The organism is Rhizobium sp. YAF28, from assembly GCF_052113285.1.
Lineage (GTDB): Bacteria > Pseudomonadota > Alphaproteobacteria > Rhizobiales > Rhizobiaceae > Rhizobium.
The window spans coordinates 144425-160024 of record NZ_JBFRCX010000005.1; the positions used below are offsets into that span (position 1 = coordinate 144425).

13 protein-coding genes, 1 pseudogene and 1 riboswitch are annotated in these 15600 nt (G+C 62.1%); of the genes and pseudogenes, 5 read left to right on the plus strand and 9 right to left on the minus strand.

Going from position 1 to position 15600, the window contains the following annotated elements; translation table 11 throughout:
* Nucleotides 1–19 precede the first annotated feature (19 nt).
* Both AB4Z13_RS13100 and AB4Z13_RS13105 read right to left on the minus strand, forming a co-directional pair.
* Nucleotides 20–970: a nucleoside hydrolase gene (locus tag AB4Z13_RS13100; protein ID WP_442206104.1), complete on the minus strand. Its 951-nt coding sequence runs from the start codon at nucleotides 968–970 to the stop codon at nucleotides 20–22.
* A 167-nt stretch (nucleotides 971–1137) separates the two neighbouring features.
* The gene (locus AB4Z13_RS13105; protein ID WP_442206105.1) at nucleotides 1138–1557 is read right to left on the minus strand and encodes a cobalamin biosynthesis protein; all 420 of its coding nucleotides are present in this window, start codon (nucleotides 1555–1557) and stop codon (nucleotides 1138–1140) included.
* A 115-nt stretch (nucleotides 1558–1672) separates the two neighbouring features.
* On the opposite strand from AB4Z13_RS13105, the gene AB4Z13_RS13110 reads away from it, so the two are divergent.
* The gene (locus AB4Z13_RS13110; RefSeq protein ID WP_442206106.1) at nucleotides 1673–2458 is read left to right on the plus strand and encodes a TSUP family transporter; all 786 of its coding nucleotides are present in this window, start codon (nucleotides 1673–1675) and stop codon (nucleotides 2456–2458) included.
* Here the strand turns inward: AB4Z13_RS13110 and AB4Z13_RS13115 are convergent.
* On the minus strand, nucleotides 2455–3102 hold the full coding sequence (locus tag AB4Z13_RS13115; RefSeq protein ID WP_442206107.1) for an isochorismatase family protein: 648 nt from the start codon (nucleotides 3100–3102) through the stop codon (nucleotides 2455–2457). The genes AB4Z13_RS13110 and AB4Z13_RS13115 overlap by 4 nt on opposite strands.
* A 261-nt stretch (nucleotides 3103–3363) precedes the next feature.
* Here AB4Z13_RS13115 and AB4Z13_RS13120 point away from each other — a divergent pair, with 261 nt between their 5' ends.
* The gene (locus tag AB4Z13_RS13120; RefSeq protein ID WP_113325752.1) at nucleotides 3364–3744 is read left to right on the plus strand and encodes a nuclear transport factor 2 family protein; all 381 of its coding nucleotides are present in this window, start codon (nucleotides 3364–3366) and stop codon (nucleotides 3742–3744) included.
* Entirely contained in the window at nucleotides 3744–4538 is a 795-nt protein-coding gene (locus AB4Z13_RS13125; RefSeq protein WP_442206108.1) for a helix-turn-helix domain-containing protein, read from the plus strand. The genes AB4Z13_RS13120 and AB4Z13_RS13125 overlap by 1 nt, the downstream gene beginning before the upstream one ends.
* 3 nt (nucleotides 4539–4541) lie before the next feature.
* Here the strand turns inward: AB4Z13_RS13125 and cobO are convergent, their stop codons facing one another.
* From cobO to cobU, 4 genes are read right to left on the minus strand one after another with little or no spacing between them, the layout of a single operon-like run.
* Nucleotides 4542–5174 carry a cob(I)yrinic acid a,c-diamide adenosyltransferase gene (cobO, locus tag AB4Z13_RS13130; protein ID WP_037099329.1) on the minus strand — a complete coding sequence of 211 codons (633 nt, stop codon included), beginning with the start codon at nucleotides 5172–5174 and terminating at the stop codon, nucleotides 4542–4544.
* On the minus strand, nucleotides 5171–8977 hold the full coding sequence (gene cobN / locus AB4Z13_RS13135; protein WP_442206109.1) for a cobaltochelatase subunit CobN: 3807 nt from the start codon (nucleotides 8975–8977) through the stop codon (nucleotides 5171–5173). Before cobN ends, cobO begins: the two co-directional genes overlap by 4 nt.
* Before the next feature lie 9 nt (nucleotides 8978–8986).
* Nucleotides 8987–10033, minus strand: a complete 1047-nt coding sequence (gene cobW, locus AB4Z13_RS13140) for a cobalamin biosynthesis protein CobW (RefSeq protein WP_439015832.1) — start codon at nucleotides 10031–10033, stop codon at nucleotides 8987–8989.
* Nucleotides 10034–10037: 4 nt separating this feature from the next.
* Nucleotides 10038–10562 carry a bifunctional adenosylcobinamide kinase/adenosylcobinamide-phosphate guanylyltransferase gene (gene cobU, locus AB4Z13_RS13145; RefSeq protein ID WP_442206110.1) on the minus strand — a complete coding sequence of 175 codons (525 nt, stop codon included), beginning with the start codon at nucleotides 10560–10562 and terminating at the stop codon, nucleotides 10038–10040.
* 352 nt (nucleotides 10563–10914) lie between these two features.
* Nucleotides 10915–11309, minus strand: a riboswitch (cobalamin riboswitch).
* Nucleotides 11310–11516: 207 nt separating this feature from the next.
* Here cobU and AB4Z13_RS13150 point away from each other — a divergent pair.
* Nucleotides 11517–13307, plus strand: coding sequence for a chloride channel protein (locus AB4Z13_RS13150; RefSeq protein WP_439017252.1), 1791 nt, complete (start codon nucleotides 11517–11519; stop codon nucleotides 13305–13307).
* Nucleotides 13308–13382: 75 nt separating this feature from the next.
* Here the strand turns inward: AB4Z13_RS13150 and AB4Z13_RS13155 are convergent.
* Both AB4Z13_RS13155 and AB4Z13_RS13160 read right to left on the minus strand, forming a co-directional pair.
* A pseudogene (locus tag AB4Z13_RS13155) lies at nucleotides 13383–14692 on the minus strand (adenylate/guanylate cyclase domain-containing protein).
* A complete protein-coding gene (locus AB4Z13_RS13160) occupies nucleotides 14685–14984 on the minus strand; it encodes a DUF1330 domain-containing protein (RefSeq protein WP_442206111.1) in 300 nt (99 codons plus the stop codon). Before AB4Z13_RS13160 ends, AB4Z13_RS13155 begins: the two are co-directional and overlap by 8 nt.
* Nucleotides 14985–15088: 104 nt before the next feature.
* On the opposite strand from AB4Z13_RS13160, the gene AB4Z13_RS13165 reads away from it, so the two are divergent.
* A complete protein-coding gene (locus AB4Z13_RS13165) occupies nucleotides 15089–15592 on the plus strand; it encodes a MarR family transcriptional regulator (RefSeq protein ID WP_113311133.1) in 504 nt (167 codons plus the stop codon).
* Nucleotides 15593–15600 lie beyond the last annotated feature (8 nt).

The window sequence follows — 15600 nt, forward strand, 5'->3', positions numbered from 1 at the left end:
GACCGGCCCGTTGAAGCCATCAGAGGCGCAGCAGCGTATCGCGGATCAGCTCGAGCACTTTTTCCGACTCGATGCCGGTGGCAACGATCTGGCTCGGCAGTCCATCCCAGTCGCCCGGCGGGAACCGGCGGCCATCCTGCTTGATCACCGTCTGGCCATCGGCAATACCGCTGCAGACAACACGCACCGCGCCCGTGATCGTCGTGAACAGCTCGGGCGCCACGACATAGACGCTGGCGCAGCTGTCATGCACCATCATGCCGTCTTCGACCGCATGCTTGTAGAAGTCGATATAGGACTGCGAAAGCGTATCGAGCTGCTTGACCGCCTTGTCGCCCCTGGCGGCCATCTCCCCGAGATAGCTGCGGCTCATCGTCGTGATCGCGGTCACATCGAGGCCGATGACGACGACCTTCCACGGCGCAGTCATGACGATATCGGCCGCTTCCGGATCGCCATGGATATTGGCTTCAGCAACCGGCGAGACATTGCCCGGCACATAGAAATTGCCGCCCATGATGACGACGTCCTTCACGAGGCCTGCAATCTCGGGGTCTTCCTTGAGCGCCAGGGCCAGGTTGGTCATGCGGCCGACGGCAACCAGCCTCACCTCGCCCGGATTGGCGCGCACGGTCTCGATGATGAAGCGATGCGCCGGGCGCGGATCGACCGGCAGGTCGATGGTATCTGGCACCGGCATATCACCGAGGCCATTCTCGCCATGCACCATGGTCGGCCACGGACGCTCATGACGCGCAGGATCGATGGTGACATTGGCGCCCTTGGCAACGGGTGCTGCGATATCCCACTCCCGCTTCAGGAACAGCGCATTGCGCGTCGTCGTCTCGATCGAGGCATTGCCAAAAATCGTGGTGATGCCGATCAGATCGATCTCGGGGTGGCGGTGCAGGAAAAGCAGCGCCATTGCGTCATCGACGCCTGGATCCGTGTCATAAATGACCTTGTGCATATGTATCCTCCAGAGCAATTCCAGCAAAAATCTGCGGCGGTTTTGCGCCCGGAATTGCGTGAAAACAAAGGGATAGAGCACATTCGTGATTCAAAAAACGAAGATGCTCCGGATTCGAATCGCTGGCAGCCGGACGGCGCCGCGAAGTGCCGCCACCATAACGCCCGTCAGGCTTTCTGCAACCCGATGCGGGCGACGGCTGCTGTCGCATGCTGAGATTTGATCTTGCCGAGCACCAGCTCTGCATCCATGCCAAGAGCCGCAAGGGCCGCCGCTTCCGCCACCCCATGGCAGCCGACACGGGCAAAAACGATGGCAGAGGGATTCCTGAGCCGCGGCGTCTCCTCTTCCAGGCGCGCCGCATCGAAGAACACGACAGGCACGGAAAATTGCGCAGCAACGGCGAGGATCGCCGGCTCTTGCCCGCGGCTATCGATCGAGGCAACAGCCGCAAGCTCAGCCCCGCTGATACCGGCCGCCCTCAACGCCTCGACGGCAAGCGCCATCACCTCGCTATCAGGCGCCCCGCGCTCGCAGCCAAGCCCGAGCACATGCCGCCTTGTCTCATCAATGGTGATTTCGCTCACTCCCGTCAGCCGATTGCGCCCCGCTGTGTCCCCGGAGCCATTGCAGCTTGAGGTGGGAAATGCAACAAGGCCGCCCGAAAGCCCCCGCCCCGCATACCTCTCCCGGAATAGCATCTTGCCTGACATTGCCATCCATCTGCTTCTGCTGCTCTGCGCGGCGGCCTTCTTTGCTGGTTTCGTCGATTCCATTGCCGGTGGTGGCGGCCTGATCACCGTTCCCGCCATGCTGATCGCAGGCATCCCGCCGCTACAGACGCTCGGCACCAACAAGGTGCAATCCCTCTTCGGCGCCGCCTCGGCGACCATCGCCTATGCGCGCAAGGGCCATGTGAAGCTTTCGGAACAATTGCCGATGGCGCTGATGGCCGTCATGGGCGGCGCGCTCGGTGCAGCCCTCGCGACACTCGTTCCCGGCCACGTGCTGCAGGCCGTCATGCCGGTGCTGCTCGTGGCAATCGCCATCTTCTTCGCCGTCAAGCCGAACCTCAACGACCTCGATACCGTCAGGCGCATGACGCCCTTCCTCTTCGGCCTGACGCTGGTTCCGCTCATCGGCTTCTACGACGGCGTCTTCGGCCCGGGCACCGGCTCCTTCTTCATGCTGGCTTTCGTCACGCTCGCCGGCTTCGGCATGCTGAAGGCGACGGCCCATACCAAGCTTCTCAATCTCGGCTCGAATTTCGGTGCGCTCGTCGTCTTCGCAAGCTTCGGTGCGACGCTCTGGAAGATCGGCCTTCTGATGGGTGTCTGCCAGTTCCTCGGCGCACAGTTCGGCTCGCGGCTCGCCATGCGCATCGGCGCAAAGCTCATCAAGCCGTTGCTCGTCATCGTCTGCATCGCTTTCGCGATCAAACTTCTGTCCGATCCCGCAAACCCGCTGCGTGTCTGGCTCGGGGTTTAGAATTTGATCTGATCAATCGTGGTCAGCGTCGTCTTCGCCGAAACACCCGGCGCATTGGCGAAATGCCAGGCGACATATTGCTCGGCATAAGGATCGGCAGATGACATGCCATCGACAGGCAGGATCACATTCATGCCCTTCAGCGCCGCATAGGCTGCCGTATTCAGCACCGCGCCTTCGGATGCCGTTCCGGCCACGATGATGGTCTTGATGTGCTTCTCGGTCAGGATCTTTTCGAGATCGGTGTTGATAAACTTGTTGGCCCCGGCTTGTACGATCGCATCGCCCTCCTTCGGCGCCAGCACGCTGGCGATATCGCCCTTCGTGGCACCACCGGTGATGCTGTAGATGACGGGAACGCCGCTCTTGCGCGCCTCGTTCATCAGCTTTTCCACTTTCGGGAGAGAGGCGATGCAGCGCGGCTTGTTCTTCGCGTTGCACGGCCCCTTGGACGGGTCCTGCGCGCCATTGAAATCGAGCAGCAGCAGCACCGTATCCGACCTATTCACGCTGACCGGCTTCAGCGCCGGTGCTGCCGGCACCTTGATCGTATTCCAGTCATCGATAACAGTTGCCTGCGTCGCGGATGCGCCGAGAAGCGCAATGGCGAATGCGGCTAAGGCTTTGTATGAACGGGTTTTCACCGATGTCTCCTCCGGGGCAAAAGGGGTCGCCGCAAATCTCCGGGCTGCCTCCACGCCTGTCAAATCACCAAGCCGCGAGATGAGCGGTTCCAGCAAAAATGTGCCGCGGTTTTACGTCCGCAATGGTGTGAAAACCGATTGTTGATCAGCCTTCCATTACCTCCCGCGTAATTGATAGGCTGCACCGCTTTCGCCGATGATCGCCCTGCCTGAACATGCCACCTGCCTGAATATGAAAGGCGATCAAAAGGAGATGACCCGATGCCCAACGCCCCGACAAACGACGCAAACACCAACGCCGAGCGCTACCTCGCCATCTGGAACGAGACGGACGCCGCTCGCCGCCGCGCTCTCATCGCCGAGAGCTGGGCGGAAGCCGCCACCTATATCGACCCGCTGATGCGCGGCGAAGGCCATGAGCAGATCAATTCGCTGGTCGAAGCCGTCCAAAGCCGCTTCCCCGGCTTTCGTTTCGAGCTGATCGGCACGGCCGATGGCTACGGAAACAACCTGCGCTTCTCCTGGGGCCTCGGCCCTGAAAATGGCGAAGCGCTGATCAAGGGCACGGACTTCGCCGAGCTGGAGGACGGCAGGCTGAAATCCGTACGTGGCTTCATCGATCTCCTGCCGGAAGCCGCCTGATGACCCCGACCGCCCGCTCTCTCGGAGATCACCTGCGCGAATGGCGCCAGCGCCGCCGCATGAGCCAGCTCGACCTCGCGCTGGAGGCCGAAATCTCGCAACGGCATCTGAGCTTCATCGAGAGTGGGCGCTCGACCCCGAGCCGCGAAATGCTGCTGCATCTCGCCGAACGCCTCGGCGTGCCTCTGCGCGACCGGAACCCGCTGCTGCTGGCTGCGGGTTTCGCCCCCGTCTTTGCCGAACGCAGGCTGGATGATCCCGCCCTTGAGCCCGCGCGCCGGGCCATCGATAGGGTGCTGAAAGGCCACGAGCCCTTCCCGGCGATCGCCATCGACCGCCACTGGACGCTGGTTGCCGCCAATGCCGCCATCGCACCACTGCTCGAAGCCGTTGCCGATCCATCCTTGCTGGAACCGCCGGTCAACGTGCTGCGCCTCAGCCTGCATCCCCAGGGGCTGGCACCGCACATCATCAATCTCTCGGAATGGCGCGCCCATCTCCTTGATCGGCTGCGTCAGCAGATTTCGGTCTCGGGCGATCCGATGCTGGAAAAGCTGCTGAAGGAACTGCTGTCCTATCCGGCTCCCAAAGATGCTGGCGAGACCCACACCGACCTTGCCGGCATCGCCGTGCCCTTGCAACTTTCGACCAAAGCCGGCCTGCTTTCCTTCATCTCGACAACGACCGTCTTCGGCCCGCCCGTCGATATCACCCTGTCGGAACTGGCAATCGAAACGCTCTTCCCGGCCGACAAGGAAACGGCCGCGATACTGCGCGGCCATCTGGCGAATTAAAGATCAGAATTCCACGCCCGGCTGCCCCTTGATACCCGAGCGGAAGGGATGTTTGACGAGTTCCATCTCGGTCACGAGATCGGCGATCTCGATCAGCTCGTCCTTGGCGTTGCGGCCCGTCAGCACAACATGCGTCATATAGGGCTTCTCGGTTTTCAGAAATTCCACCACCTCGTTGATATCGAGATAGTCGTAGCGCAGCGCGATGTTGATCTCGTCGAGCAGCACCATGGAATTGCGCTCGTCGCGGATCAGTTCCTTGGCCTTTTCCCAGGCCGCACCGGCCGCCGCTACATCCCGCGCCCGGTCCTGCGTCTCCCAGGTAAAGCCCTCGCCCATCGTGTGGAACTGGCAGACATCGGAAAAGTGCTTCTCGATCAGATCCCGCTCGCCCGTCCACATGGCGCCCTTGATGAACTGCACGACGGCAGACGGCTTGCCATGGGCGATATGGCGGAAAATCATGCCGAAGGCGGCTGATGATTTGCCCTTGCCCTTGCCGGTGTGGACGATGATCAGGCCCTTCTCATCCGTCTTGCTGGCCATGATCTTGTCACGGGCGGCCTTCTTCTTCGCCATCTTCTCGGCGTGACGGGCATCGTCCTTTTCGGCTGGTACGACTGGCTCTTCGGTCATGGCTGGCTGCCTGCTCTTTTCTTGGTTTCGTTGGATTCAGTGAGGTTGAATTGCGCCGAGTTGCTGCGCGGCGTCCAGAGCCCGCGCTCGATCGCCTCCATGAGCCGTTCCTTCATCTCGGAAAGTGCCGCCGGGTTCTTCTCGGCCATGAAGTCGCGCACTTTGGGGTCGGCGACGAAGGCCTGATAGACCGCCTCGAAATGATGGTTGCCGACAGCCCCCGTCGTCGCCGCAAAGGCAAAGAGGTAATCGACCGTCGCGGTAATCTCGAAAGCGCCCTTGTATCCGTGGCGCATGACGCCCTCGATCCATTTCGGATTGACGACGCGCCCGCGCACCACGCGCCCGATCTCTTCTTCAAGCGAACGGATAACAGGCTTTTCCGGCCGCGAATGGTCGTTGTGATAGATCGCCGGCCGCGCACCGCCGAGTACCTCGGTCGCCGCCGCCATGCCGCCTTCGAACTGGTAGTAATCGTCGCTGTCGAGAAGGTCATGCTCACGATTGTCCTGGTTCTGGACGACCGCCTGAATGGACCGCAGCCGCTCCTCGAAGAGCCCGCGTTCGGCCTGTCCCTCTTCACCCGCGCCATAGGCATAACTGCCCCAGACGAGATAGGCCTCGGCCAGATCCGCACGCCGCTCCCAGCCCTTCTCATCGATCAGCGCCTGCAAACCTGCACCATAGGCGCCGGGCTTCGACCCGAAGATGCGATAGCCGGCCCGCTTTGCCGCGGCCTTCTCGTCAAGCCCGGCAGCGGTCAGCCGTGCCGTCTCGCCGCGCATGCGCCCGGCAATCGGGTTGTCGGTTGCATCCTCCTCCAGCGCACCAACCGCGCGGATCGCCTTGTCGAAGAGCGCGATCTGCTCGGGAAAAGCATCGCGGAAGAAGCCGGAGATCCGCAGCGTCACATCCACCCGCGGCCGCCGCAGCATGGCCGGCGGGATGATCTCGTAGCCGGTGACGCGGCGCGAGGCCATGTCCCAGACTGGTTTGACGCCGATCAGCGCCAATGCCTGGGCAATATCGTCGCCACCGGTGCGCATATTGGACGTGCCCCAGGCCGTCAGCCCGAAGGAGACGGGCCATTCGCCGTGATCTTGCACATAGCGGCGGATCAGCAGTTCGGCAGATTTCTTGCCGAGTTCGTAGGCGGCGGGCGTCGGCACAGCGCGACTGTCCACCGAATAGAAATTCCGCCCCGTCGGCAGCACATCCGGCCGCCCGCGCGTCGGCGCGCCGGATGGGCCAGGCGGCACGAAACGGCCGTCGAGGCCACGCAGCAGACTGGCGATCTCGGCCGGGCCGCAGGCGAGAATCGAGGGTTTAAGACGAGCCTCGATTTCATCGAGCACGCTTCTGGTTTGAGACCAGGGAGGTGGGCAGGTGATTTCGCCAGAGACAAGCTTGGCTGCGAGCAGTTCGATGCGTTCGACGGTGTCGCCGTTCGTGCGCCACGGGGCGTCGAGGATGTCTGCGAGGATTTTGGGTGTTGGACCGCTCCAGGGGGCGGCCATGTCGCAGTCGAGAGGGTCGAAAGACGCCTCCCCAGCTCCTCCACACAGGTGGGAGGGGTCTTTCAGCGTATCCCAAGCAATCGCCCGCTGCAGGCTCGCATCTCCACCCTCACCTAGCCCGCGCGGCACCCGCGCCAGCGCCACAGTCAGATCCGTCAGCAACCGCCCTTCAGGCGACACGCCAAACACATGCAGCCCGTCACGGATCTGCATTTCCTTGAGGTCGCAGAGATAGGCATCAAGCTTCTTCAGCGCCTCACCTTCGGCCTCGCCCTTGGCGATGCCCGCATCCCGATCCAGCCCGATATCAGCGACGAGATCGAGGATCTGCCGGCTGAGCAGGCGGATACGGCGCGGATCGCCGCCCGATGCCTCGTAATACTCGTCGACCAGCGCCTCCAGATCCTTCAGCGGCCCATAACTTTCGGCCCGTGTCAGCGGTGGCGTCAGATGGTCGATGATGACAGCGGCAGTGCGGCGTTTCGCCTGCGTGCCCTCGCCGGGATCGTTGACGATGAAGGGATAGAGATGCGGCAGTGGCCCGAGGATCGCCTCCGGATAGCAGGTCTCCGATAGCGCCAGTGCCTTGCCCGGCAGCCATTCCAGATTGCCGTGCTTGCCCATGTGGATCACTGCCTGTGCGCAGAATTCCTCGCGCAGGAAAGCATAGAAGGCGAGATAGCCGTGCGGCGGCACGAGATCGGGCGAGTGATAACTTTCCTTCGGATCGATATTATAACCGCGCGCCGGCTGGATACCGATCAGCAAGTCGCCGAAACGGGCGAAAGGCAGCGCAAAAGCGCCATCGCGGACATAGGGATCGGCCTCCGGCACACCCCAGCGCGTGCTGACTTCATCCTGAATCTGAGCAGGAAGAGATTCCAGGAAATCCTTGTATCGACTCAGGGAAAGCTGCTGGCGCACGACCTTTCCATCGAAGCCGGAATTGGTCGGCCCCGCCATCAGGTGCCGTATCAGCGCATCGCCATCGGCAGGGATATCGGCGACCGGGTAGCCGGCCTTCTCCATCGCTCGCATTACCTCGATAGTGCCTGCTGGCGTATCGAGGCCGACGCCATTGCCGAGCCGTCCGTCGCGGTTTGGATAATTCGCCATGACGAGCGCAACTCGCCTGCTCTCCAACGGCATCTGCCGCAGCCGCGCCCAGTTGGCGGCAAGCGATGCCACATAGTTCATGCGCCCTTCATCCGGCTCGCTGGAAACGATGTTGGCCTCGACAGCAACGTCGTAGCGCGCGGCTGATTTAAAGGAGACGGCGCGCGACAGCACCCTGCCATCCACCTCCGGCAGCGCGACATTCATGCCGAGATCACGCGCCGAGAGCCCTTGCGATGAGACGGCCCAGGCCTCTCGCGACGAAGCGGAGAAGATTGCCTGTAGCACGATCGCGTCGTTGGCCTCCAGCACCGTCGGCTCGCGATCGGCGCCGGGTGCGGAGACGGCAAAGCCTGTCGTGTTGATGACGACCTCGGGCTTCAGTTCGGCGAAGATGGATTCGAGGATGCCCTTGGAGACGGGATCCTTGAGGCTGTAGGCGAAGACCGGCAACGGACGCAGGCCTTGTTGCTGGAGGGCTTCGATCAAGGCTTCGACGGGCTTAGTTTCGCCGCTCTGCACGAGGGCGCGGTAGAAGGCGATGGCGACAGTAGGTGGCGTCCCCTTCCGGACTTGAACTTCGGCTTTGGCAAGCCGCCGCCACTCCTCAACTCCGACAAGCCCTCGCCCCGGCCACCAGATCCCCGCCTTCATCAGCGGCGCGGCTGGCGCCGGCTTCTCCGCCCCCGAAAGCATCGCTGATGCATAGGCAAGAAAGCCTTGCGCATTGGCGTCGCCGCCCTCGATCAGATACGCCCACAGCGCATTCAGATCATCAAGCGACACATTGGAAAACGGCGTCAGCCCCGCATCCGGCCGCGCATCGCCCGGCAGCACCGCAATCAGCGCCCCGTTACGAGCGGCAACCGCATGCAGCGCCTCCAGTGCGTAGTGAAAGTAGCTCGCCCCACCCAGCGCCCGCACGATGATCAGCTTCGCATGCCGTGCCGTGCGTTCGACGTAGGTATCGACCGACATCGGATGCTTCATGCTCATCAGGCTCGCAAGCCTGAGCGTATGCCCGCTCGCCCCGCCGGAATGAGCCGCAGCGATTGCCGCAAGCTCGGTGTCGGCGGCCGAGAGGAACAGGATATCGCCCGGCGACTGGCCGAGGTCGATGGCCTCGTCCCCGTCGCTGATCGTTCCCTGTTGAGCCAGAAGCAGGTGCATCGAAACCCCTTAGACCAGTGCCGCGATCGCCTTGCGCACCGCGTCCTGATCCATCTCATGCAGGCCGATGACGACGAGGCGCGTGGTGCGGGCTTCGCCCGGCGTCCAGGCGCGGTCGAAATACTGGTCGATGCGGGCACCCACGGCCTGCAGCTGCAGGCGCATCGGCTTGCCGGAGACATCGATGAAGCCCTTGAGACGCAGCACGTCATGCTCGGCGATAATGCCCTTCAGCTTCTCGACGAAACCTGATGTATCGGCGATAGCGCCGAGCTCGACGACGAAACTGTCGAATTCGTCGTGATCGTGCGGCGTACCGTCCTCATGCTCCAGCTCGTGATGGGACTTGCGGTTGACGATATCGTCTTCCGTGCCGATGCCGAGGCCGAGCAGCACGCTTGCCGGCACCTCGCCATTCCTGGCCTCGATCATCACAGGCTTGCGGGCGATGCGCGAGGCGACTTCGCTTTTCACACGGCCAAGGCCGTCAGCGTCGATCAGGTCGGTCTTGTTGAGCACGATCAGATCAGCGCAGGTCAGCTGATCCTCGAAGAGCTCCTCGATCGGGCTTTCATGATCGAGCGATTCATCCTCGACCCGGCGTGCATCGACAGCATCATGGTCATCGGCAAAACGCCCTGCGGCAACAGCGGCGCTGTCGACCACGGTGATGACGCCGTCAACGGTGACTTCGCTTCTGATGTCCGGCCAGTTGAAGGCGGCGACCAGCGGCTGTGGCAAGGCAAGGCCTGAAGTTTCGATGACGATATGGTCCGGGCGCTGCTCGCGCTCCAGAAGCTTGGTCATGGTCGGAATGAAATCGTCGGCGACCGTGCAGCAGATGCAGCCATTGGTGAGCTCGATAATATCGTCCTCGGTGCAATTCTCCGCCCCGCAGCCCTTCAGCACATCGCCATCGACGCCGAGATCGCCGAACTCGTTGATGATGAGCGCAATCTTCTTGCCGCCGGCATTGGTGAGCAGGTTGCGGATCATTGTCGTCTTGCCCGCACCGAGGAAGCCAGTGATGACGGTCGCGGGAATTTTCTGCTGCATGGATTTAACCCTTCATTTTCAGCGGCAGACCTGCCGCGATAAAATACACGTCGTCGGCCACAGCCGCGATCATCTGGTGCAGCCGGCCGGCATGGTCGCGAAAATCCCGCGCCATGCGGTTCTCAGGCACGATGCCGAGGCCGACTTCATTGGAAACGATGACGAGCCGCGCCTTTGCCTGCGGTAGAAAGGCGGCAAGGGCGGCGGACTGGGCGGCGATATCGCGCCCCTCCATCATCAGATTGGTGAGCCACAGCGTCAGGCAATCAACGAGAACAGCCCTGCCCTCGCCGTCGATTGCCGCAAGGCGCTCGGTAAGGTCGAGCGGTTCCTCATGCGTGGTCCAGGAGGGGCCGCGGTCGGCCTTGTGCTGGTCGATACGCGCCTGCATTTCGTCATCCCAGGCGCGGCCTGTGGCGATGTAGTGGCGGTCGAGGCCGCTTGTGGTGACGAGGTTTTCGGCGAAGCGGGATTTGCCGGAGCGGGCGCCGCCAAGGATGAAGGTGGCGTTGAGAAGGCTCTTGGTCATGCCACGGCCGCCCTTGGAGCGAAGGCGCGGCTCCACCCACTTCCCTCATCCCTGTGCTTGTCACAGGGATCCAGCGTGCCCAAGTCCTTGGGCACGAGAGACTCACTCAACGACGGCGTAGATTCACTCACTGCGCGGACGCGCCGTGGCTGGATTCCTGTGACAAGCACAGGAATGAGGGAGGAGAGGAAAGTGCGCGCCGGGTAACGTCCACCAACAGGCGCCAGACGCATCCCATCAGGAGGTACCGAACCGACACCTTTCACATGCACCACCAGAGGCAGCGCTGAATCAAATCCTTCAGCCAAGACAACCTCCGTGCTGGCAGCGGGCAAACGGCCCAGTATGGGCATTGTGCCCGGCACGGATGGCAGGTCTCCTGGCTCGCAGTTAGCGGCCGCGACAGGGGCAGACCGTTTCCGGTCGCCCCTGATCGTGCCAGCGGATCCGCCTCGCCTTCCCGGCTGCTTCTCGTGAAAAGGCGGACGATTCGTAGAAATAGAGGCGTCCTGCCCCGGCTGATCACGATGCATTCCAGTGGCTTTTCCGGCACTTATACCGCCTTGCCCGCCTGCAGAATGCGAGGCTGTCAGCGCAACGGCTAAAATACCGGACGGAAGACCCTGACTGCTCTACAGTCGCGGGGTCGGCTGTGATGAAGGCGCCCGGCTTGGGTCCGCCCCGTCACATTCCCTTTTCATCCGGAAGGCGTAAGGCCGATCCGGAACCATCCATTATGTCAATTCATGGTTAGGCTTCCGCCCCGGGCATGTCAATCGGCGCACTGGGTGCACACAGAGATCATCTCGACTTACACTACCGATATTATCGTCTTTAATCAAAGGTTTACGTCACAAAAACTTTACGGCGCAGTCGGTATTTTGCCGCAATTGCCGCTCATGCGGATGCCGGCTCCGCCCTTGACCCCCACTCCTGCCGCCTAGTTTCCCCATGATGCTCTCCCGAATGGATATTCGCCGCCTCGGCCCTCTCGGCACCGTCTTTGATCCGGGACGCCTGCGCGCGCTTATCCGCCACAGCGAAATGGGCATGGTCTTTGCCGGCGCGCTCGTCGGTATCGCCTCGGGGCTTGCGGTCACCGCCATGAGCTATGTCTCGGAAGAGATGCACAGGCTGATCTTCGGCATAGACGGCACGACGAGGCTCAGCGCCTCGCAGATCGACAGTAAGTTCCTGCTGATGACGGCCCCGGTTGCCGGCGGCATGCTGCTCGGCCTGTTGATCTTCATTCTCGCCAGATGGCGCAAGAAGCCGATGGTCGACCCGATCGAGGCCAATGCCTTGCATGGCGGCCGCCTGTCGCTGACGGACAGCATCCTCGTCGCCATCCAGAACCTCGTTTCCAACGGCTTCGGCGCGTCCGTCGGTCTGGAGGCCGGCTATACGCAGCTTGCAGCCGGCATCGCTTCGAAATTCGGCCTGAAGCTGCAGCTGCGCCGCTCCGACATGCGCGTCCTCGTCGGCTGCGGCGCGGCCGGCGCCATCGCCGCCGCCTTCAATGCACCGCTGACGGGCGCCTTCTATGCCTTCGAGCTGATCATCGGCACCTACACCATCGTCTCGCTGACGCCCGTCGTCGTCGCGGCCCTCGTCGCTACACTGGTCGCCCGGCTGCTATCCGGCAGCGATTTCATCATCGATGTCGGCAGCTTCGGCGCTGTCCAGCCCGCCGATTACGTACCGGCGATCGCCCTTGGCGCCTTCTGCGCCGGCATCGGCATCCTCATCATGCAGGGCGTCTCCTTCGTCGAGGAACTGGCGCGCAAAAGCTCCATCGCGCTACCCTTCCGCCCGGCGCTCGGCGGCCTGGTCGTCGGCCTGCTGGCGCTGGCCTCGCCGCAGGTCCTCGCCGCCGGTCACGGCGCGCTGCATCTCAACCTCTCCCATGAGATCACCATTCCCGCGCTGATCGGCCTCTTCCTTCTGAAGTCGGTGGCATCGGCCATTTCGATCGGTTCCGGTTTCAGGGGCGGCCTGTTCTTCGCCTCGCTCTTCATGGGTGCCCTGCTCGGCAAGCTATTCGCCTATTCCGCCCCCTATTTCGCCGATGCGACACTGACACCCGTGATCTATGCCGTGGTCGGCATGAGCTCGCTCGCCGTCGCCGTCATCGGCGGGCCGCTGACCATGACCTTCCTGGCGCTGGAGATCACCGGCGACTTTCCGATCACCGTTCTGGTGCTCGCCGCCGTCATTACCTCCTCGCTCGTGGTGCGCACCACCTTCGGCTACTCCTTCGCCACATGGCGCTTTCACCTGCGCGGCGAGAGCATCCGCAGCGCCCATGATGTCGGCTGGATCCGCAACCTGACCGTAGACAAGCTGATGCGATCAGACGTGAAGACCGCAAAACTTGGAATAACGATGGACGAGTTCAAGGAGGCCTTCCCCATCGGTTCGACGCAGCGCGTCATCCTCGTCGATGACGGCGACAAATATGCCGGTCTCGTGCTCGTGCCGGAAATCTACGCCAACCCCACCAGCGCGCAGGACGAAGCCCAGCAGCTGACCGATTTCATCCGCTACAAAAACGATTTCCTGCAGCCGCAGATGAACGCCAAACAGGCGGCCGCGATCTTCGACAAGACCGAAAGCGAAGCGCTCGCCGTCGTCAACAACCTCATCGAGCGCAAGGTGATCGGCCAGCTCAGCGAAAGCCACACGCTGCGCCGCTACAGCGAAGAACTCGACCGCCGCCGTCGTGAGGTCTCAGGCGAGATCTGAGACATTTGCCGCTGAAGTCGGAAACACGCCGCCATTAGAGCTACGCATCAGACTTTCTGAAAATCGATGCCGATTTCAGGCTACTGCCGTAGTCGGTGCCGCGAGTTTGAACACGTCCGCCCTCCTCGAAACGCCGCGCAATTCGAACGATCCCAGATGTTCGCAGGCGACACCGCAGCCAGCCGCGAAGCTTTCCGACATCAGAAGCGGCTGGCCGAGTTCGCCGCAGAGTTTCTCGAGCCGCGAGGCCTCGTTGACGGCCCTGCCGATCACGGTGAAATCAAGCCTGCCGCGGGCGCCGACATTTCCGTAGAACACCTCGCCGAGATGCAGGACGACGTCGACACCGATATCAGGACCGCCCTCGCGCGTCCGCTGACGATTGAGCGCCTCGTTTGCCTCCAGAACATTTCGGGCCGAGGCGAGCGCAGCCATGCAGGCCGTCTCAGGATCCTCGCCGTCTTCACCGCCTGTCGGGAAGATCGCCAATACGCTGTCGCCCATGAACTTGAGGATCTCACCGGAATTTTCCTCGACATGCCGGCCGATCAGCTCGAAATGCTCGTTCAGAAACCCGGCGATCTCACCGGGTTGATAGACCTCGGTCAACGCCGTGAAGTTTCTGAGGTCCGCAAGCAGGATCGCGGCATTGATGGCGCCTCCCGTTCCCCTCTGGACCTCGCCCGCAAGGATGCGCGCACTCGTCTTGGCGCCTGTATAGACAGCAAGGATATCCGAGGCGGTTCTCGATGCCGCGATGCGGTAGCAGGCAAGCCCCAGTGCCGGGAAAAGCTTTGCGATGATCGACAGCTGATCATTGGAAAATCCGCCCGGCCTGTCGCTTGTCAGGGACAGGCTGACCCCGCGCAACGCAGCTTCCTTCGGGAACTCCAGCAGGCTGACCAGATGATCCGTGCCGCCGCCAAGCGCGAATTCCGCAAGCTGCGGATAGTCGTCGACACCCTCCCCCTTGGCAATGATCCATCGTCCCGACGTTTCGCCGCGGCCCAACAGATAATAGATCGGCGTCTTCTCGAAGCTCAGCTGCGCCGCGCTGCCATATTCGGCCCTCTCGATGGTGGTCGCGCCGCCGCGCACGAAATTGGCCGAGATGCCGGCATACATGGGATGAATGGATGGCATCGCGATACTGCCCCGCCAGATGGGAAAGCCATCCGCGATCAACCGGTCGCACAAACCGGCAATGAGCTCGCCGATATGCTCGCTCCTGATTCCCTCGTCTATAAGCCACTGAATATGATCGTTAATTTCGAAACCTCCACATGGGGCGGCGCAATTCTATGATCGGAAATAGGGCGAATGGGCGGCAATGCCGAACCGGGCTGCGACCTCAGGCAATGGCTGCGAGGCCGATGTTTAACCATCCATCCCGACAACGATAACCGCGGGGCAGGCGAAGAGAGAACGATACCTGGCAACACCTTCATTCGCCTGCTTCGCCTCCTCATACCATTCCCGGGCAATGGAGGCGGTGCGGAATTCGATGATCAGAAGCCTGTTCATCTGCCGGTTTCCCTGGACCGGCTGAACCTTGCCTCCCGGAGATCGGACACGGCCCCCATGGAACGTCATATCCGCCGATATGCATGCGAGATAATCATCGATCGCCTGATCTTTGATATCGGGATGGATTTCGAGAATGAAATAGGCGCTCATGGATCGCTGCCTCTAACAAGGGCCGAACAGCCATGCGAGAGTATCGACATGACGCTGACGATTCCTTAGAATATCGAAACAATTAGTTCGGAGATCTAAACGTTTTGCCGAAAAAGTCAACTGACCGCCTCGCGCGCTACATTCCGACGGTCCAGCTGTTTTCGGCCCGGCTCGGGCTGTTCCACCAGAAGGTGGCCGAGCAGGTGGGCTTGACCAGCACCGAATTCAAGTGCTTCCGGCTGTTGGAAAAACTCGGACCGCTGTCGATGACGGCCCTGTCGCGCGAGGTCGGATTGAAGATCGGTACGGTCAGCGGGCTGATCGACAAGCTGGAGGCGACCGGCTTCGTCGTCAGGCAACGGGATGAGACCGACAAACGCCGCCTAGTCCTGGTTGCCTGTCCCGAGGCCTCGGCACGCGCCACCCGGCTCTACGAGGAGCAGAGCGAGCCGGTCTCCGCGATCCTGGACTCCTACAGCGAGCCGGAATTCAACCTGCTGCTGACCTTCCTCACCGATCTCGGCAATATCTTCGCCCGGACCTCTCCGCCGTCGCTGAAAGAACCGCATCCCGAGCAGGCCTCCACCCACTCCGGTGAGAAGCCATGAAAAACGCC

Bases quoted from the DNA above. Each gene is read 5' to 3' on its own strand.
- AB4Z13_RS13100 (WP_442206104.1), bottom strand. From the start codon at position 970: ATGCACAAGGTCATTTATGACACGGATCCAGGCGTCGATGACGCAATG.
- AB4Z13_RS13120 (WP_113325752.1), top strand. From the start codon at position 3,364: ATGCCCAACGCCCCGACAAACGACGCAAACACCAACGCCGAGCGCTAC.
- AB4Z13_RS13125 (WP_442206108.1), top strand. From the start codon at position 3,744: ATGACCCCGACCGCCCGCTCTCTCGGAGATCACCTGCGCGAATGGCGC.
- cobO (WP_037099329.1), bottom strand. From the start codon at position 5,174: ATGACCGAAGAGCCAGTCGTACCAGCCGAAAAGGACGATGCCCGTCAC.
- cobN (WP_442206109.1), bottom strand. From the start codon at position 8,977: ATGCACCTGCTTCTGGCTCAACAGGGAACGATCAGCGACGGGGACGAG.
- cobW (WP_439015832.1), bottom strand. From the start codon at position 10,033: ATGCAGCAGAAAATTCCCGCGACCGTCATCACTGGCTTCCTCGGTGCG.
- cobU (WP_442206110.1), bottom strand. From the start codon at position 10,562: ATGACCAAGAGCCTTCTCAACGCCACCTTCATCCTTGGCGGCGCCCGC.
- AB4Z13_RS13150 (WP_439017252.1), top strand. From the start codon at position 11,517: ATGCTCTCCCGAATGGATATTCGCCGCCTCGGCCCTCTCGGCACCGTC.
- AB4Z13_RS13160 (WP_442206111.1), bottom strand. From the start codon at position 14,984: ATGAGCGCCTATTTCATTCTCGAAATCCATCCCGATATCAAAGATCAG.